Source organism: Methanosarcina mazei S-6 (genome assembly GCF_000970205.1).
In the GTDB taxonomy this organism is placed as follows: domain Archaea; phylum Halobacteriota; class Methanosarcinia; order Methanosarcinales; family Methanosarcinaceae; genus Methanosarcina; species Methanosarcina mazei.
Window position 1 is genome coordinate 1,713,653 of record NZ_CP009512.1, and the last position, 19,188, is coordinate 1,732,840.

Genomic DNA, 19,188 nt, shown 5'->3' on the forward strand with positions numbered 1-19,188 from the left:
AAAATTTTCCTGAAAAATAATATTTTTCCTGAAAAATAGTATTCTTCTTGAAAATAGTATTTTTCTTGGAAATAGTATTTTTCTCGAAAATAATATTCTTCTTGAAAATAGTATTCTCCAGATGAATAATACCCTGATAAAAAATAGAATCCGATGAAATCTGAAACAAGATTTTAATGGGACGTGGTTCAAAAATGATCGACCTGGAAGCTCTTCCGCATCTGCCTGGCTGTTATCTCTTCAAGGATGAGGAAGGGATTGTACTTTATGTTGGGAAAGCAAAGGACCTCAAAAAAAGGGTGAGCAGCTATTTCCAGAAAAGGGACCACGACCCTAAAACTGCAAGCCTTATGCAGTTTGCCAGAGGCCTTGATTTTATTGTTACGAATACCGAGGTAGAAGCCTTTCTCCTCGAAAATACCCTGATCAAGAAGCACTGGCCCAGATACAATATAATGCTCAAGGACTCAAAACGGTACGCCTGCATCCACCTCACGGGAGAAAAATTTCCCAGGATCAGGATTGCGCGTAAGAATACCGGAGAGGGAGAGTTCTTCGGACCGTTTGTCTCTGCCAGAGAACGGGACTATATTTTTGAGGTTGTAAGAAAAACATTCCAGCTCAGGACCTGCAGGAAAATGCCTTCACGTGCCTGCCTGCGCTACCACATAGGAGCGTGCAGCGGTCCCTGCATTAGCAGTGTTTCCGTTGAGGAATACGGAGAGAAAGTAAAAAAAGCCATTTCTGTCCTTAAAGGCAATATCAGGGAACTCATAGAGTCCATGGAAACAGAGATGAAAGAAATGGCTGCAAAACAGATGTTTGAGCAGGCAATGGAACTCAGGGACGAGATTGCAGCCCTTGAATACCTCCAGGAAAAACAGAATATGGAGAGGCAGAAAAAGTATGATGAGGACATCCTGAATTACATCGTCAGGGACAATAACGTTTACCTCATGCTTTTTAAGGTTTACAAAGGTACCCTGGAAGACAAGCAGGACTTTGTCTTTGCTTTTGGGGAGGATTTTCTGGAAGAGTTTCTCGTACAGTATTATTCCGAGAACGACCCTCCTGAAGAACTGATAGTTCCGGAACCGCTTGATGAGTCTCTTGTAGAGTTCCTGGCACATGTGAAGGGAAAGAAAGTGAAAGTAGCGGTCCCGAAACAGGGAGATAAAAAAGAGCTTCTTGACCTTGTCCTTAAAAATGTTGAGATTGGATTCTTCGGGGACAGGAAAAAGCTTGAAGCCCTGCAGAGTAAACTTTCCTTACCAAAGATCCCGAATGTTATTGAATGCTTTGATATTTCCCACCTTTCAGGCACGGCTACAGTCGGTTCAATGGTGCAGTTCAGGGGAGGCAGGCCTGATAAGCATAATTACCGCCGCTTCAAAATAGAAAGCGTGGAAGGGATTGACGACTTCGCTTCCATTGCCGAAGTTGTGCGGAGGCGTTATTCCCGACTGCTTGAGGACAAACATGAAATGCCTGACCTGATAATTATTGATGGGGGAAAAGGGCAGCTTTCTTCAGCTTTCCAGGAACTACGGAAGCTCAGGGTAAAGGTTCCCATTATCTCAATAGCCAAACGCGAAGAAGAGATTTATGTCCCGGGACTCAAGTCTCCTCTTCCTATCAAAAAAGATGAGAAAGCATCTCTTTTTGTCCAGGAAATCAGGGACGAAGCTCACAGGTTCGCTATTAACTATAACCGCCTGTTAAGACAGAAAGCATTGATACAGAAATGAGTCATTGGTACAGTAATCAATACTGTAATCGACTCCGCAAATATATTAATCAATTCCATATGCTTAAGAAGGTCATAATTCTATGAAAGTTTCCAGCCAGACAACCGGGGAGTTAGCTGAAAATAAGTTTGAAACAATATACGATGAACGGTACTGGGAAAGCCCTCCTTTTAAACTTGTTTCCGATTTTGAACCCAAAGGTTCCCAGCCTGAAGCAATAGAAAAACTTGTGGACGGACTGAAGAAAGGAGAGCCGTTCCAGACCCTTCTCGGGGTGACAGGGTCAGGTAAGACCTATACAGTTGCAAATGTTATAAACCAGATCCGAAAACCTACTCTCGTTATTGCCCACAATAAAACCCTTGCTGCTCAGTTATATAATGAGTTCAGGGAATTCTTCCCTGAAAACCGCGTTGAATATTTTGTCTCATATTACGATTATTACCAGCCAGAGTCCTATCTCCCAGCAAAAGACCAGTATATTGAAAAAGATGCAATGATAAACCCGAAAATCGAACAGATGCGCCTTGCAGCCACAGCTTCCCTGATGTCAAGGCAGGACGTGATTGTGGTGGCATCCGTGTCCTGCATCTACGGTCTGGGAAATCCTGAAAACTTCCAGAAGATGGGTTTTGAACTTAAAGTTGGGGATAAGGTTCACAGAAAGGAAATCCTTGAGAAACTGATCGACATCCAGTTTGAGAGAAACGACCTTGAACTCATGCCAGGGCGCTTCAGAGTAAAAGGAGATACAATTGATATCATTCCCGGTTACTTTGATGACATAATCAGGATAGAACTTTTCGGGGACGAGGTGGACCGGATTTCCGAAGTGGACAAGCAAACCGGGCAGAGAAAAGAGGATATGGACTATTTCTTCGTCTATCCTGCCAGGCACTATGTTATCCCTGAAGAGGAACAGAAAAGCGCAATCCAGTTTATTCTTGAAGAACTTGAAGAACGTCTTCCCGAACTCGGGTTGCTTGAGTCCCACAGGTTAAAGCAGCGCACGCTCTATGATATGGAAATGATCCAGGAAACCGGCAGCTGCAAGGGGATAGAAAACTATTCAAGGCATTTTGACCATAGACAGCCTGGAGAGAAGCCTTTCTGCCTGCTTGACTATTTCCCGGATGACTTCCTTCTGGTTATTGATGAGAGCCACCAGACGATTCCGCAGCTGCACGGGATGTATAATGGGGACAGGTCAAGGAAAAAGAGCCTTGTAGATTACGGTTTCAGGCTTCCAAGTGCTTTTGACAACAGGCCCCTTAAGTTTGAAGAATTTGAAAAATACATGAAAAATGTGATCTTTGTCTCGGCAACACCTGCAGACTACGAGCGTGAACATTCTTCCCGGGTCGTGGAACAGATCATCCGCCCGACAGGCCTTGTTGACCCTGAGGTTGAAGTGCGTCCCCTTGAAGGCCAGGTCAGGGACGTTATGCAGGAGATCAGGAAAATAGTGGAGAGGGGAGATCGCGCCCTTGTGACCACGCTTACCAAAAAGCTAGCAGAAGAACTAACTGAATTCCTGGCGAAAAATGAGATCAAGGCACGCTACCTGCACTCGGATATAAAGACCATTGAAAGGACGGAAATTATCCGCGAACTGCGCCTCGGCAAGTTTGATGTACTTGTCGGTATCAACCTGCTCAGGGAAGGGCTTGATATTCCTGAAGTCGGCTTCATTGGAATCCTTGATGCAGACAAAGAAGGTTTCCTCAGGAACTCAAAGAGCCTTATCCAGATTATAGGCAGAGCAGCACGGAACTCCAGCTCAAGGGTCGTCCTCTATGCCGACAACATGACCGATTCCATCAAATCAGCAGTTCAGGAAACCGAGCGCCGCCGTTCAATGCAAATAGCTTACAACGAAGAACACGGCATTGTCCCTACAACCATCAGAAAACCAATTCGAGAAAAAGTTGTGGATATCACGGATACAAAACATATTCCGAAAACCGATATTCCAAACGTGATTATCGAACTGGATGCAGAGATGAGGGAAGCTGCTGACAGGCTGGACTTCGAGCGTGCAATCCAGGTCAGGGAACTTATAAAGAAGCTGGAAAAAGAGATAAAAGCAGTGTGAAAAGATTGTTTGAGAGATGGCTGAACATCTGGGAAGTCAGCTATCTCATCTTTTCACTGGAAAACAAATTCTTTTTGTCATATAACCATATGGCACAAGTTCATGGGATCGGGCTTAAGACCCCTTTCCTCCGAGAAACATCTCAGAATAGTCTGCTGACTTGCCGGTGCTTCCTGGGCAGGTAAAAGTAAGTCCTTTTGGTCCCAGGATGCAGGACAGTGGTTTTGCTTTTTCGAAATCCATCTTGCCTTCTTCGTCAAAAAAGTCATCGTCAACTTCCAGGTTTACGACTTTTCCTATGATGAGGGAGAACTTTTCTCTCAGGATCTCCTCTACAAGGATACATTCCGCCCAGGCAATGCACCCTTCAACACCGGGAACCTTAACTTTTTCAGAAGGACGGGTCTTCAGCCCGGCCATTTCAAACTCGTCAACCTCCGGCGGATAATTCCGGGAGCAGACCATAACAGCTTCTTCCATTCCTGCACGAGGTATATTTATAACAAATTCTCCTGTTTCACGGATGTTCATGAGAGTATCTCGCTTTATCCATGAAGCAAGTATTACTTCCTCGAGGGGGCGGAGGATTGGAGTTATATTGGACCACGGAGCTACATTCCGGACCCCATTCTTCGAGATAGTGGAAATAAGGGCAACAGGAAGGGGAAATATCTGTTCTCTTTTACCTGGCTTTAATTTCATTTTCTCACCTTACTAATTTAATTAACTCTTATAAGTTATCATATATTTAATACCATGTGTTATAAAAATTAAATATTTTACTACTAAAGACAACGTCAGTAAAAATAAATGTTTACTGTACCTGGTGGGTTATAAAATCAGAATATACAGTAAGGTCAGAATATACAGTAAGGTCAGAATATACAGAATCAATATTCTTCGATTTCACAAACAGAATAAATGCACATAAAAAACGTTAATAAGATATTAACAGTAAACTCGGTACAGTGTTTATATCTGCTTGTCTCTTTCACACCGGTTAGCATGTTACCGGGTCAGCTACTCATAAATGCCACATTCCTATCTCGATACGGGTTACATAACCAGCATAGCATATGCAACAGGTATACTGCAAATGTGTTAGATAGAATTCCGACGCCGAAACTGTAACATTAATAAGATTCCACTGCATTCAGGTTCCAATATTCCCCTCAATAACTCTACCGGTTGCATAAATTATAGATTGATTTTCATTGTTAACAGCAGAAAAAAATACTGCACGAATGACTTTGTAGGAATAAATTTATTTTATTTAAATCTTTCTTTTATTTTCGTATTTTCGTGAGTTCAATATTTGATTATCACTTTTCATAGTCAGAATTGCCGGAGTCTTCATCTTCAAATCCTTTCTCATCTCTTTCTGAATATCCAGTTACTTCTATTCTTCTTGCATCTTATCTTTCCTATTCTGCGTTCATGAACTTCTTTTCTATTGAGGCTCACCTGCCTGTTTCCTATGATTTTTTTGCATTATATTTTGCTTAGAAAAACAGGCTATGAGTATTAAATTAGAGAAAGTAAAAAGATTAACCTCAGACTGATCCTGGAAATATAAGCAACTGATCAAAATTCAGTATCAAAAGCCATCCTCGGTCATCCCTTATTTTTTTAAAATATTGTCTATATTATTTTACAGAACTTTAATATCAATAATTTTCATAATTTAATCACATATTAAACGGCTATAGATGTTGATTATTACATTTTTTGTACCTATACTGTTTGAAATATATTAAACTAAATAAGTTTATCTCTTTATAGATTAATAAAATCACATTCATTTTATTCTCTAAAGGAGGTTTTGACTGGTGAGGTTAAAAATCATAAATGGAACGTTGATATTGCTATGTCTCATTTTGTTGACAGGTACAGCTTTAGCTGCTGATTATTCTGCTGTGCTTGATACGTGTAATGAAGCTGGCGGTGAAAATATACAATATGTTACTGCAAGTATTTCAGGCGATGTGGCAACTTTTACCACGAAGGGAATAGGTACTTATCCGACTGGTTGGTTTGATGTGGCAGGCCTTCCTGAAGGCGTAACAGTGGTTTCAGTGCAAGATAAAGATGGCAATACTCTAATCCGCGGCGACGATTATACAGTAAGTACAAGTGCTAATATTGATGGTTTTCGATATCCAGGTACTCATACTAAAATAGTCTTTTCTACAGCTGACTTTACTAGTAGCACTTCGAGTCCAGAAGAGAAGGCTAGACTTTCTCAAGTCAAAGTTAAATTTTCTGGGACATTTACGTATCCTGAAGCGCTAGCTTTTGGTGCTCATGTTGCTTGGGGAATAGCAATAAATGGTCTGGACAGTGCTAAATACATGGGTTATGGTGGTACTACTACACAAGTTCCTGAATTCCCCACAATGGCCCTTCCTGTTGCAGCAATACTGGGTCTAATGTTTATTTTCGGGCGCAAAAAACAAGAATAAAAGAGTAATTTTTAGGGCGCGAATTCCTTTTAGAATTAAAATTTTTCTTTTTTTCCTTCTTTTTTTCCTTCTTTTTTTCTCTTTTTTGGAATTCCCCTCTCCTGGGTTTTATTCTTCGCAGAAGATTACTCAGATTATATATCAAGCAAAAAATTAGGCTCTGTAGAAAACCTATGAAATAACAAATCTACATTAGTTTGAACTGGGTCTTGTGATCTATATTTTCAGTAGTTAGCCTTAGCCCTTCTTAGCCCTTAACACTGATTCAGATAGGTTTTCTACAGAGCCAAAAATTAAAAGATTTAAATCTAAGTAAGAAAACTGAGTATGAAATAACTTTTTTTCCTGAAATATCTTCCTGAAAGCTCATTTTAGTAATATCCACCGTACTTTTCATTAATTTCCCTAGCAGTATTGTAGGCATCGTAGAGGTTATAAATCCAGAAAAGCGGATAAAGGACGTAACCTACTAAAACTACTGTAAGGAAGCCGAAAATTGAGGCAAGAATAATAAAAATGATCCCTTTCATTATCTGCCCATTGTAAATTTGTCCGAGACCCGGAATAAAGAATGACAGTACACGGCGGCACCCGGATTTTTTCGTGGTTGAGGCATATTACACACTCTTATGCAGGCTTCTGATTTTTGGTTATCTCTTTACTTGAAGATACCTTTACTTATTTGATACTAAATATATTTGTTTAATAATAAAAAGGTGAACATAATAATTAAACATAATAAGCTACAAAGAAGCGGTAAGCAACCTTAATTTCGTCTATTTCTCCGGTCTCCAGTTCAAAATCCTTTTGATCGGTTCTGTAAACTTTTTCTCCAAAGTCTTTGAATGTCGTTTCACATCTAATGTTTTCGGGCAGCTGGGTTTCAAAGTTTTTACATTTTTCGCAGATCTCTCCAGTAAGGCTTTTTGTTTCTTCGGGACTGAAGGTCTTTTTGTTTTCAGGTATGTAATTTACTTCAATCGTCAGTTCTTCTTTGCTGAGAAGGTCTGCCCAGAAACCGGAAAGTTCTGTACCTTCTATCCTGTAGTCCTGAAGTTCAAAGCTTCTGGTTATGGTGTTCTTGATCTTGCCCTCGTTCATATGCTTAGTTTAGAGAGTGGACCTATATAAACTATCTCAAAAAAGAAAAACAAAAATAAATTATTACTAAACAGCAAACTTAAAAGTGTCCTGTAAATATCCTGAAGATTCAGTTATGCTTTTGATCACACGAAAGAAATTTTTATATCTGTGATTTCGGAATTGCTGCCAATTCGTATTGGAGGACCCCATGTGCCGAAACCGGCTGAAACAATTATTTGACATTCTCCCTTTTTTAAATAACCCCAGCTGTTTTCGAATACACGTTTAGAGATTAAAGTATTGGGAAAAAACTGTCCAGCGTGCGTATGCCCGGATAACTGTAAATCGATTCCATTTAGCTGTCCCTCCTTCAGATTAATGGGCTGGTGGTCTAGCAAAATGATCGGAAGAGTGTGATCTATGCCATCTACAAGCCTGGACAGCTCCAGTCGCTTTTTTCCATTCATTCTGCCTGCCACCCGGTCATCTCGACCAGCTACATAAAAATGGTTATTTACTTTTATGCATTTGTCAACCAGTACATGAATGCCAGCCTGTTGCAGATATTCCACTGCCAGCTCATTATTGCCGCCAATGTATTCATGGTTTCCAAGAACTGCATACACGCCGTATCTGGATTTCAACTTTTTCAATATCTCCGGCATTTTATTGCTGGCAAATAGCCTTACATCTTCATCTATAGTATCTCCGGCAAGAAATACGACATCCGGATCAAGTTCGTTAATTCTGTTAACCATCTCTTTGAGGCGATCTTTATCAACAACCAGACCAAGGTGTATGTCGGATACCATGACAGCATGGAGCTCTGGTAAATCAGGTACTGATTTTTTGATTGTGATATCGTAGTGTACGATGCGCGGATGACGCGCATTCCAGGTTCCGTATAGCAAAAGAAGAAAGACAAGAAGCAAAACTGCAAGTCCAAAGTAAAATGAGGGGTATTTAATTATCCGAGTAGCGGGGAAGATGAGACTGGTTAAGAAATGAAGAACGTCAATACCAGCCCATATCAGGAGCGAATAATAAACAGCACCAACCCAGTAGTTTCCCGTTACAGCAAAGAGATCATTAACGTATCCGGGATAAAACCTCTTTCCTAACCTGCCTGCAAAAAGCGATATCACAAGAAACGCATAACCGCTCCAGTAGAACAAAGAATAAGGCTCTATAAGGCTCTGTATTGATTGAAAAAAGCGCAAACCTACATAGTAATTTCCGGCAGCATAGATTGAGACAAAAATAGTAAAAATAGCGGGAAAAAGTAAACCTGTTTTTCCGTTATTCCCTCTTTTGTCTGTCATCGTATACGGTCTTATTTACTGCTTTATTTAATTTTCCGGCAAAATATTCTTCTAATTCCAGTATTCGTCTAATTCAAATATTCTTCTAACTCAAATACTCTTTTGATTAAAACCAATGCCTGAGAAGAGGCATCGATCATTAAGATTTTATTACAGTTTTCAGTATTTTTGTTTTTATGTTTTTGTTTTTAAATTTTCTTAAGCATGAGAGACATGATTCCTGGCTTTGAAGGGCTCATTGTCTGTGGCATAAACATATCCATTCCGCCTGATCCGAACATCTCCTGGTTCACCCGATCAGTTATTTCGTCAAAAATCATTTTATAAGCAATGCAGTGCGGGTCAACAGCTTTTATTTCCCCGTCCGTGGGCACCAGAGCGTTGTAAGGGCACCCACCCCTGCAGTATTTGATATGGGCGCATTTGCTGCATGCACTGTCCACAAATTCCTTATATTTATGCATGAGCTTCCAGGCGTCAGATTGAGCAAGGTCTGCCATGGTCGGGCGGTCGTGAACGTTTCCCATGACATATTCTGGCATGCCTACAAAGCGGTAGCAGGGGTATATGCCTCCGTCTGGGCCAACCGCAAAAGTATCTCCCATGCAGTCTACGAAGGTGCAGACAGTGCCTCTGCCTGTGAAAACGCATTTGCACATATGGTCAATATTCATGACTTCAATCCTGCCCAGGTTTTCGAGGTACTTATCAAGAAGGTAAATTAAAAGATTCCCGTATTCCACAGGGTCAAGTGCCCATTTTTCCGGGTTGTCACCTTTTAAAGACGGCAGGCAGGGGTGCAGTTTAAGTGTCAGGTCTTTTTCCAGGTAAAAATTGAAAATATCCTCTTTGAATTTCACGGAATGGGATGTGAAGGTTGCGATGAATCTCACAGTAAGCCCGTGATCCTTTGCAATTTCATAGCCTTTCATGGTCTTTTCATAGTAGCCCTTTCCCCTCTGAAGGTCGTTAAGCTCCTGAGGGCCGTCCAGACTGGAACCGATAGGGACATTGTACCTGGCAAAAATCTCGGCTATTTCAGGTGTAAGTTTCCAGAGGTTTGTCTGTATGGCAAAAGCAATATTTCTGGGACTTAAACCTTCAGCAAGTAACGGCAAGGCTTCCCTGTAAAATTTCTCTCCTGCAAGGAGCGGCTCTCCGCCATGAAAAGTAAAAGTAACGGAATCCTGCCTGAATATTTTGAGCCATTCAACCACCTCTTTAATGGTTTCGATGCTCATGATAGGAGATTTTTCTTCCGAACTCCAGCAATAATTACAGTTAGCGGGACAGCCAAGGGTAGGGATCAGCATCACATGAAAAGGCATATTTAAAGCACCCTTTTTTTAAGCTTCTTTAAATTATTAGTAGTTTTCTAAAAGTAGCCCCTTACACCCGCCAGATAGTAAATATTTTTTCTCTGATGATTTTCAGTATAATTCTGGATATCTCTAATTCTGGATATCTCTACTTAATTTTCTTCAATCCCGTTTGACGCTTATCATTTTCTTTTTAACTTTTTTGCGGGGCAGTTTTTCAGTTAGGACAATTTTTCGGTTAGAACAGTTTTTTAGTTATGAGAGTCTTTTAGTTATGACAGTTTTTTAGTTATGACAGTTTTTTCTATCAGATCCCTCGAGCACGATTCCTTCAAACCTGCATCTTGAAATTTTCCCTTCACGAAAAGCATAAAGAAAAATCTTGAAAAGCGCATAAAGCCTGAAATAAAAAGCCAGCACGACTGGAGAGCGAAAGCCGCTTATATATACCAGTTTCTTATCATCCCTGATAGAATTGTCAAGGAACATTACTGTTCCGTCAAAGTTCTCTCTTTCAAGCGTACTCCCTCTGGGGAGGCGGGGTCCCAGCACAACTACATCCTCTTCCATGCCGTCCGGGCCTGTTGTGCCTTCAATGAAGCCGTAATTAAAGATCGTGGGTAAGGGAGAAAAGAAAGCTCTTTCGTAGCCTTTGTCTGTTTTCTGGTATTTCCAAAAACTGTATTTGGGAGTTTCTATTACTATTTTCATGGAAAATTTCCTGTATATAATTCGGAAGCAGCCTTCTATAATCACTTCTGTCTATCTTCTTTTCCATCCATTTAAGCCTTTTAATTTTGAGCCGTATATCACTTATTCGTTTTCAATCAACTACTATTAAGAACTTAATTCTTTTGTTTAAAATGCTCATCAAAACCAATTGGATGAGATTGAATAAGAGGGACTTCAACGGTTTTTGGAAAAATTATATATTAAATCGACTCTTCTCAAAAAAGAGAAAATGGAAGAGAGTGAAATCTTAGAATATTTTCCGAAAAAATATCTGCCCAGGGATGCACAAATAGCTGTGCTTACAGGCATAGAAAAAGCGATTAAACAGGGAAAGAAATACATTTTAATTCAGGCTCCTACTGGGGTGGGAAAAAGCGCTATTGCTTATACTGTGATGAAGTATTTTGGGGAGGGATATGTCTGCACAGCTACAAAATCACTGCAGGATCAGTATCTGGCCGATTTCCCAGATCTACTGACGGTGAAGGGCCGTTCCAACTACATATGTAAAACCAGGAATGATGGAAAAACCTGTGATCTTGGAGCCTGTGTGGTTCAGGACTTAATGTGCTCTCGAAAACCTGGGACAAAAGAGACAAAATATCCTGCTTATTATTCTGAAAGAGACCATTGTACTAAATACTGGACAGGACCCACCGGGGACCCGGAAAGATGTGATTACTGGATAGACAAGGCAAAAGCCCTGAATAATTTTGGAGTGGTCCACAATTACCAGTATCTATTGCATGAGGCTAATTTTGCAGGGGATTTCGTAGGAAGAAAGATCCTGATTTCAGATGAAGGGCACAATATAGAAGCTATGATTATTGCATTTATCAAAGTTCCTATCGTATATGAAAATTTAACTTTAATTAATAAGTTTCTAGGCGATTTTAAAATACAGTTCGTGACTCCCGATTCTGATATGGAGAATGAGCAGAAATTAAGACTACATGCGGGCTGGTTAATGAAGCTGAGAGAAGCTGCTATATTGGCAGAAGAGAACATCAAAAAGCTTGCTAAAGAGGAGCTGGATATAAAAATAAATCTGGAACACAGTGTGGCAACTGTTAAAGATTCTGAAATATCCGACATTCAGGAAAAGATCAGGGGTAAAATTCAAAGGCTCGATGACCTGAATATGGACCTGCAGAAAGTGAATAGTCTAAGGATGAGTAAAATTGAGCCATTTTTAAAGGATATTTCAAAGAATCTGGATAACTGGGTAGTCAAAGAGGAATTTTTCGAGAAAGGAAGTGGTTTGAAAAGTATAGAATTCCAGCCTGTCCGGATTAGCCAGTATGCATACGACAGGTATCTGAGACTGGGAAACATCAATATCATTATGTCAGCTACGATTCTGAATCCTGCCATGGTAGCTAACGATTTAGGTATTAATCCCGCCGAAATCGAATATCTAGAAATCCCGCCTGTGTATCCCAAAGAAAAGAATAAGGTCTTTAACCTGGGGATTGCAAATTTCAAATATTATAATGACGAGACCCCGGAAGAGGAAGAGGAATTTTATAAAGAAGTGGTAGAAAGAATTGATATGATCCTGGAACTGTTCCCTGAGGATAAAGGGATTATTCATTGCGCTACTTACAGGATTTCAGATTTTATCGAGAAATATTCTGCATATAAGGATAGGTTGATTTTCCATAATTCGGCAAACAGGGAAGAAAAGTTGCAGGAGCACCTGTCCAGAATTGGAGAAGGAACTGTTTTAGTCTCTCCTTCCATGACCGAAGGCGTGGATCTGAAAGATGATCTTTCCAGGTTCCAGGTCATGATTAAGGTTCCTTACCCTGATCTAGCAGATACCAGAATATCAAGGCGTAAAGAGCTAGAAGAAAAAATGAAATTAAGACCGCTTTCATATGTTTATAAGACTGCAATTGTAATCATTCAAGCAATCGGACGATCAGTAAGGACAGAAACTGATTATGCGGTAACTTTCACACTTGATACAAGATTCACGTCCTTTGCAATTCAACAACCCGAGCTTATGAGGCTATTTACCAGGCATGTTAGGAATAACAAAGAAATTTCAAAGCTTGAAGGTATGAAAGGTAAAGATGCATTTTTTCTTAATAAACTGACAAGGAAAATTTTCAGAAAAGCCGAACATAGACAAAAATCAAGACACATAAAACGAATGTTTAACTGATCTTTTTTAATAAGTAGAAATGAAGTCAAATACGCGGTGGTTCTTGTTACCTCTTAACATACTAATAAAACTCTATTCAGTTCCATACGTCTTTTAAGTCAGAAACTCCAGCTATAGAGCTTAAAGTTAATAATACTGAAACGTAAGGGTAAAGGTCAAATCAAAATATCTGAATAACGAGATTCCTGAACAATTAAGTGGTCTGACAAAGAGGCTGAAAGGACAAAATCCTGCAATCTTTCAATATAAAGGTTTATTAGATGAGTTATCGAAACAGAGTAACCCTGCGAGATGCGATGAAAGAAATAGTTGAAGAGCCCCTGCTTCCCCTGGTTCCGAAACGCTTTGACTATATAGGAGATATTGCAGTAATTTCGATTCCTCCGGAATTAGGGGCTTATAGAGAGGCTATTGTTTCAAAAATTCTCTCTATGAGAGGCAACACGAGGGCAGTGCTCAACAAGGTAAGCAAACTCGAAGGGGAACGCAGGGTAGCTCATTTTGAAGTTCTCGCCGGGGAATCCGCAGAAACTTTACACAGAGAAAACGGCTATACATACAGAATGGATGTGAGAAAGGTTTTTTTCAACCCCAGGCTCTACTGGGAAAGGGCACGTGTAGCTTCAAAAGTCCTGTCTGGAGAGTCTGTTTTGATTCCTTTTGCAGGCGTGGGTCCTTTTGTGCTCCCTCCGGCAGGAAAGGGGACAATGGTCTGCGCAATCGAGATAAATCCTGACGCCTGTGCCTGCCTGAAAGAGAATATCCGGCTGAACAAACTTGAAAAACAGGTCACGGTTATCCAGGGAGATGCCGAATTTATTCTCAGCCATTCTGGTTCTCTGGAAGCTGAGGGCTTCAGGGTTCCGGAAAACGGCTTTGACAGGGCAATTGTACCAACTCCTTACGGCATGGACCATTTCCTTGGAAAGGTCTCAGAGCTTATAAAAAAGGGCGGACACATTCATTTTTACACTTTTAAAACCGAGCCACAGATTCCTGAATTAATTGAAGAGTACAGAAGAATGGGGCTTGAAGTCGAGTTTTTCAGGCGCACAGGAAATGTTGCTCCTGGTGTTAGCAGGTGGGTTTTTGATCTGGTTAAAAAATGATAGGTAAGATGCAAACTACCTGTCATCCAGATAAATACTCCTTTTAATGCGAAAACCGCGTTTGAATTAACTGACAAATTTCGGACATTTTTGCCAGTTTGCCTGGCGACCTTCGTCCAGTTCTTTTACCATATTTTTCTAATCTTAATTAGACAGATTCTACTTACTTATATAGTATTTTCTTACAAAAAATATTGTTTCAGCATAATAATTTTACAAAAAATGAATAAAGGCAAAAATTAATAAAAATACAATAAAACTTTGAATAGTATGAATAATAAAACGCATAAAGCCCATTGTACATTAGAAAATATATGCTTCTTTCAAATTCAGGTTCTAATTAAGAAATTATATTAGGTTTATCGTTAGTGCATAAAATAAAATCTAGTAGACGTTTCAGTTAAATTTAGGTTTTGGATCATTGATAGTTTAACGATTTGATTTCTTTTTTCAAAAATACGGGTATAACACGAATTTTCAGGCAATTATAAAAAATATTTATTTTAATACAGTTTAAAATACAATAATTTTAAATGTCATCAGTATTATTATATATAGTAGGTTAAAGAATAAATATTGATCATAGAATCAAATATATTCATCTCGAGAGTAGCCCTGCTCTGGAATGTCCAAGATTTAAAAGCTGTAAGTTTCTAAATTTATTTCCACACCTTTTAAGTTTTTAATATGATCAAACGTTAATGTGGAGTATTAAATTATGAAAAATATTTTAATTATTGGATTATTATTTACTCTATTTTTTTTCCCAGTTTGTGTCGAAGCTAAAAGCGCCACTATTTATGTTGTTCCTGCAATAACAGATGATAAGATATTGCCAGCATCTTCAATACCTTCCTCTTATATATCCGATACGATCTTTATTAAGGCTTCTCTAGGCGAATTTGAACCAGCTAGTTTTGTTATCCACGCAAATGAAGAAATTAGTCCCATTACCATTAAAATAACGGATCTCACTGGAAGCGATTGCATAATATCCAATACCAGTGTGGATATACGAACAGTTAAGTGCTGGTATCAGGGAGGCTACGATCACTATGATGTTGAGCCCCAAGGCAGATATCTAACTCCCGAACTTCTCTTGAAAGATGATTCACTGATTAAAGTGACTGGAGAGAATTGGACTAAAGCGGATATTTCTAACCCTAAAGGAGAAAACTATCTTAAATTAAGCAGTGGACTATATACTACCATTTCAAATAGCACACCACAATATTCAGATTTGTTGGTAACTCCTATATCCAAACTTCCTGTTAGAGACTCTACTACCCTCCAGCCAGTAACTGTCCCGAAAGGATACAACAAACAATTCTGGGTTATCTTAAAAGTACCATTTAACGCTAGTTCAGGAAACTATAGCGGTAAAATCATAATAGAATCCAATACGCGCATAATCCAGGAGCTCAAGTTGAACTTACAGGTCCTGCCTATTGAACTTTCCAAGACAAATATGGAGTATAGTCTCTTTTACAGAGGTAAAATTACTGAAAATGGAAGTATTTCATCCGAAGAGAAAACAACTGCTCAGTTTACTGCTGAAATACAGAACATGTATGATCATGGCATAACAAATCCAACCATTTATCCTTACATCGGTTCTTACGGTTTGTTTCAAACACATGAAACTGCAATGTGTAAAGAATTATCTATTCGCCAGAATATTGGACTCGATAATACCAGGTTGTATTTCTGCGGATATGTTCTTCCAGATACTATCAAACACTTCAAAGATTTATTTGCTCAGTATGGTGTAGTTGATATTTATCAGTATGGACCAGACGAACAGGATATAAACATAACTGAATCCAGGGATTATATCACATCTGTACATAATTCTGGTGGGAAATATTTCGTTGCTGAATGGATAAAGTCATATGCTGAATCAGTTCCAGATGTGTTAGATTTAGTTATCGCAGGTAATATCTGGCCTGATGTTGTAGATAGTTACCACAGTTATGGACATAAAATTTTCTTATATAATTGCCCTCAAACAGTTCCAGAATATCCTCATACATTCAGATTGAATTATGGGCTTTTGCTATGGCAAAAAAATTATGATGGAACAATGGATTACGCTTATCAACATTCTTTCGGTGATATATGGAATGACTTTGACAGTCCTATATGCAGGGATCACGTTTTTGCCTATCCGACGATGGACGGCGTGATAGACACCATTCAGTGGGAAGGTTTCAGGGAAGGAGTGGACGATGTGCGGTATTTGACCACTCTACAAAATAAGATTGCATTGGCCAAGAGTGAAGGCAAGAATACTTCAGAAGCAGAGAATTATCTCGCAAATCTGAAAAATTCTAGCTTATCCTCAATGGATCTCGATGAAGTTCGTGGACAGATTATATATTACACTCTTTCGCTGCAAAATGATCTAAACTCAACCAATCAGAATACAAGTGGAAATGATTCCACAAATGAAAATAATTATACAAATTTAACAATTTTGCAGAAACCGATTGCAGACTTCTGGGAATCTCCAAAGTCAGGAAACGTACCTTTGAATGTCACATTTACAGATAATTCGACAGGTTCACCAACTGCATGGAACTGGAACTTTGGAGACGGAACAATAAATTCAACTCTTCAGAACCCGGTACATACCTATTCAACAGCAGGGGACTATACAGTTGTATTTACTGCAAGTAATGCCGCAGGTAGCAGTACTGTGACTGGACTTATTAGGGTAACGCCACCCGAAGACTCCATATCTGATGGATCTGCAGCTTCCAAACTCAAAGTATTTGATAATCGTTTGCGTGAAGCTTCTCCTGACACCGTCTTTCAGAGTTCACCCTATATTGACATAGGGGGAATGAATAGTGTCAGATACAGGGATATGGTGTGGTTTAACCTGAGCGAATACACAGGCTCTGCTAATGTCAATAACGCCACTCTTTCACTTTACTGGTACTACCCTGCAGGGATCTCAAGGCCTTCAGATACTGTAATTGAAGTTTACAGGCCTGCTTCTTCCTGGAACCCTGGTTACGTAAGCTGGAATAAGAGAGACAGAGGAATTGCCTGGAAGAATCCCGGGGGAGACTGGTATGACAAAAAAGGTGTCCTCCAGGGCAGCACTCCTTATGCCACCCTGACCATCAAAGGCAGTGCCCTTCCTGACAACAGATATTACGAGCTGAACGTAACTGATCTCGTAAAAGAGTATGTCAGCGGCAAATATGAGAACACAGGATTCCTGATAAAAGCCCGCACAGAGAGAAATAACTATATTGCATTCTATAGCAGTGACTGCGGAAACGAAAATCAGATACCAAAAATCCGACTGGTATATAGCTAAAAACTTAGATCCATTATTAAGCGAGTACTCCGAAAACCTGCGTAAGAAACGTTAATTTCTAATGCTCGCTTTTCGGAAAATTCTTTTTAGTTTTTTGTTAATTTTCCACATAAGTTCTAAAATACTTCAGAACCCAGGCATGCTTAATTTAAATCAGGAACTTACTCAGTTACGCTTACAACAAGTAATGCAGATAAATACACGAAGTTGTCAGCCTTCATCCTTTTGAACGAAGAGAGCGGGCAAAATGGACGTCGTGCTAGGTTCAGCTCATTGATAGTTTACTCTAAGTCAGCCTTCAACAGAGTCTTCATCCTCAAGCCCGAGATGTTTCATAACATGGTGGTAGTGTTCAGGGGACAGCCTTGAATAAAAAGCTCGCTTGACCACTTCACTGAGTGCCGGGTGGATATCCATCATTTGCATCATCGGTTTTGCGCTCCTTGATGCCGTGTACATGAGAGGAATTATCTGGTGTATCAGGACCGAGGCATGGGGTCCTATAATATGAGCGCCCAGGATTTTATCTTCCAGACCGTCCAGAATTACCTTTACGAAATAATCCCTCGTTTCCATAGCAGATCCCTTTGCAGTGTCTTCAAAGAGTTTGAAGCCTATGATTACTCTTTTTTCCCCAAATTCTTCTATCGCTTCCTTTTCTGACATCCCTACCCCTGCAATCTCAGGATAGGAAAAAACTGCGTGTGGTACGGCATGATAGTCTACCTTTACTTTTTCCTGCATTATAGCGTTCAGGTAAACTATTCCGGATTCATAGTTTCCAACATGCTTGAGAAGATATTTTCCGTTTGCGTCCCCAAAAGCCCAGATATTCGGCTGTGAGGTTTCAAGATACTCGTTGACTAAAATCCAGCCATGGGGGTCTGTTTTAATCCCTGCCTTTTCAGGGTGGAGAATATCATTGTTCGGGGCTCTGCCTGTTGCAACGAGGATCTCGTCTGCAGTAACTTCGGTTTCTTCTCCCGAGTCCCTGTCCTTTGCAATAACTGTTTTTTGCCCTCCCTTTTCTTTTCTGACCTCTATCGCTTCGTGATTTGTAAGTATGCGCATGTATTCTGACATTTTTATCCTGGCAAGTTCGGAGACCTCGGGCTCTTCCTGGGGGAGGAAATGCTGATTTCTGCCTATGACTGTTACTTCAGCTCCCATAGCAGAAAAAAAGTGCCCGTACTCAGCCCCTATGTAACTCCCTCCGAGAATGGCAAGGCTTTTCGGACATTCGTTGAGCCCGAGCACGGTATCACTTGTAAGATAACCGGCTTCTTCAAGTCCTCTAACAGGCGGGACCGCAGGCTTTGAACCCGTGCACAGAAAGATCATTTCGGAATGGAGGATTTCATCCCCTGCCTTCAGGGTGTAGGGAGAAATGAATTCTGCAGTCTCGGGATAATAATCAAGATAATCATTCTCCGTTAGCCCCTGCCTTATCATCTCTATGTCCTCACCTATTCTTTTGCGCATCCTCTCCATGATAGTTCGGAACTCGATATCCTTTATTTCGAGTTTGATCCCGAAAAGAGGAGCCGTTTCAAGATCCCTGACAAGTTCTGCAGGGTAAAGCAAAAGCTTTGAAGGGATACATCCCCGTGTAAGGCAGATCCCGCCAGGTTCGTCTTTATCGATAACAGCTATCTTCATCTTAGGATTCGAATCAATTATAGAGTTTACATAATTCATCCCGGAGCCGGTACCTATTACAATCAGGTCATAATCTTTCATCCTTATACCCCTCAAGTATGTGTGAAATCAGATTGTGAAATCAGATCCTGCCATTTCTGGTCTGTTAACTGCAATAT

General features: G+C 40.0%; 13 protein-coding genes. 6 read left to right on the plus strand and 7 right to left on the minus strand.

The genetic code is table 11. From position 1 onward, the window contains the following. The first annotated feature begins 176 nt into the window (after window positions 1-176). Entirely contained in the window at window positions 177-1,748 is a 1,572-nt protein-coding gene (gene uvrC / locus MSMAS_RS07430; RefSeq protein WP_011035179.1) for an excinuclease ABC subunit UvrC, read from the plus strand. A gap of 82 nt (window positions 1,749-1,830) precedes the next feature. Further along, window positions 1,831-3,843 (plus strand): excinuclease ABC subunit UvrB, encoded by a 2,013-nt coding sequence (gene uvrB, locus MSMAS_RS07435; protein ID WP_011035178.1) that lies wholly within the window; start codon window positions 1,831-1,833, stop codon window positions 3,841-3,843. Window positions 3,844-3,957: 114 nt separating this feature from the next. Here uvrB and MSMAS_RS07440 read toward each other — a convergent pair whose 3' ends face one another. Then, window positions 3,958-4,545 (minus strand): flavin reductase family protein, encoded by a 588-nt coding sequence (locus MSMAS_RS07440; protein ID WP_011035177.1) that lies wholly within the window; start codon window positions 4,543-4,545, stop codon window positions 3,958-3,960. Between the two features lie 1,127 nt (window positions 4,546-5,672). On the opposite strand from MSMAS_RS07440, the gene MSMAS_RS19475 reads away from it, so the two are divergent. Beyond that, complete coding sequence (locus MSMAS_RS19475; protein ID WP_015413194.1) at window positions 5,673-6,305, plus strand: PEF-CTERM sorting domain-containing protein; 633 nt, start codon at window positions 5,673-5,675, stop codon at window positions 6,303-6,305. 371 nt (window positions 6,306-6,676) lie between these two features. Here MSMAS_RS19475 and MSMAS_RS07450 read toward each other — a convergent pair whose 3' ends face one another. The 5 genes from MSMAS_RS07450 to MSMAS_RS07470 form a co-directional block, all read right to left on the minus strand. After that, entirely contained in the window at window positions 6,677-6,835 is a 159-nt protein-coding gene (locus MSMAS_RS07450) for a hypothetical protein (protein ID WP_015413193.1), read from the minus strand. Between the two features lie 199 nt (window positions 6,836-7,034). Then, a complete protein-coding gene (locus MSMAS_RS07455) occupies window positions 7,035-7,406 on the minus strand; it encodes a hypothetical protein (protein WP_011035175.1) in 372 nt (123 codons plus the stop codon). 125 nt (window positions 7,407-7,531) lie between these two features. After that, on the minus strand, window positions 7,532-8,710 hold the full coding sequence (locus MSMAS_RS07460; protein ID WP_011035174.1) for a metallophosphoesterase: 1,179 nt from the start codon (window positions 8,708-8,710) through the stop codon (window positions 7,532-7,534). A gap of 188 nt (window positions 8,711-8,898) precedes the next feature. Beyond that, complete coding sequence (locus tag MSMAS_RS07465) at window positions 8,899-10,038, minus strand: TIGR04083 family peptide-modifying radical SAM enzyme (protein WP_011035173.1); 1,140 nt, start codon at window positions 10,036-10,038, stop codon at window positions 8,899-8,901. A gap of 276 nt (window positions 10,039-10,314) precedes the next feature. Next, window positions 10,315-10,740, minus strand: coding sequence for an inorganic diphosphatase (locus tag MSMAS_RS07470; protein WP_011035172.1), 426 nt, complete (start codon window positions 10,738-10,740; stop codon window positions 10,315-10,317). A 250-nt stretch (window positions 10,741-10,990) separates the two neighbouring features. Here MSMAS_RS07470 and MSMAS_RS07475 point away from each other — a divergent pair, with 250 nt between their 5' ends. The 3 genes from MSMAS_RS07475 (at window position 10,991) to MSMAS_RS07485 (ending at window position 17,371) form a co-directional block, all read left to right on the plus strand. After that, on the plus strand, window positions 10,991-12,931 hold the full coding sequence (locus tag MSMAS_RS07475; protein WP_011035171.1) for a helicase C-terminal domain-containing protein: 1,941 nt from the start codon (window positions 10,991-10,993) through the stop codon (window positions 12,929-12,931). 260 nt (window positions 12,932-13,191) lie between these two features. Then, entirely contained in the window at window positions 13,192-14,040 is an 849-nt protein-coding gene (locus MSMAS_RS07480; RefSeq protein ID WP_011035170.1) for a class I SAM-dependent methyltransferase, read from the plus strand. Window positions 14,041-14,758: 718 nt separating this feature from the next. Continuing rightward, on the plus strand, window positions 14,759-17,371 hold the full coding sequence (locus MSMAS_RS07485; protein WP_048045981.1) for a disaggregatase related repeat-containing protein: 2,613 nt from the start codon (window positions 14,759-14,761) through the stop codon (window positions 17,369-17,371). 291 nt (window positions 17,372-17,662) lie between these two features. On the opposite strand, the gene MSMAS_RS07490 is transcribed toward MSMAS_RS07485, so the two are convergent. After that, window positions 17,663-19,111 (minus strand): dihydrolipoyl dehydrogenase, encoded by a 1,449-nt coding sequence (locus MSMAS_RS07490; RefSeq protein ID WP_048045978.1) that lies wholly within the window; start codon window positions 19,109-19,111, stop codon window positions 17,663-17,665. Between the last annotated feature and the right edge of the window lie 77 nt (window positions 19,112-19,188).

Coding starts and splice junctions, on each gene's coding strand:
- uvrC (WP_011035179.1), top strand. CDS start 177: ATGGGACGTGGTTCAAAAATGATCGACCTGGAAGCTCTTCCGCATCTG.
- uvrB (WP_011035178.1), top strand. CDS start 1,831: ATGAAAGTTTCCAGCCAGACAACCGGGGAGTTAGCTGAAAATAAGTTT.
- MSMAS_RS07440 (WP_011035177.1), bottom strand. CDS start 4,545: ATGAAATTAAAGCCAGGTAAAAGAGAACAGATATTTCCCCTTCCTGTT.
- MSMAS_RS07450 (WP_015413193.1), bottom strand. CDS start 6,835: ATGAAAGGGATCATTTTTATTATTCTTGCCTCAATTTTCGGCTTCCTT.
- MSMAS_RS07455 (WP_011035175.1), bottom strand. CDS start 7,406: ATGAACGAGGGCAAGATCAAGAACACCATAACCAGAAGCTTTGAACTT.
- MSMAS_RS07460 (WP_011035174.1), bottom strand. CDS start 8,710: ATGACAGACAAAAGAGGGAATAACGGAAAAACAGGTTTACTTTTTCCC.
- MSMAS_RS07465 (WP_011035173.1), bottom strand. CDS start 10,038: ATGCCTTTTCATGTGATGCTGATCCCTACCCTTGGCTGTCCCGCTAAC.
- MSMAS_RS07470 (WP_011035172.1), bottom strand. CDS start 10,740: ATGAAAATAGTAATAGAAACTCCCAAATACAGTTTTTGGAAATACCAG.
- MSMAS_RS07475 (WP_011035171.1), top strand. CDS start 10,991: ATGGAAGAGAGTGAAATCTTAGAATATTTTCCGAAAAAATATCTGCCC.
- MSMAS_RS07480 (WP_011035170.1), top strand. CDS start 13,192: ATGAGTTATCGAAACAGAGTAACCCTGCGAGATGCGATGAAAGAAATA.
- MSMAS_RS07485 (WP_048045981.1), top strand. CDS start 14,759: ATGAAAAATATTTTAATTATTGGATTATTATTTACTCTATTTTTTTTC.
- MSMAS_RS07490 (WP_048045978.1), bottom strand. CDS start 19,111: ATGAAAGATTATGACCTGATTGTAATAGGTACCGGCTCCGGGATGAAT.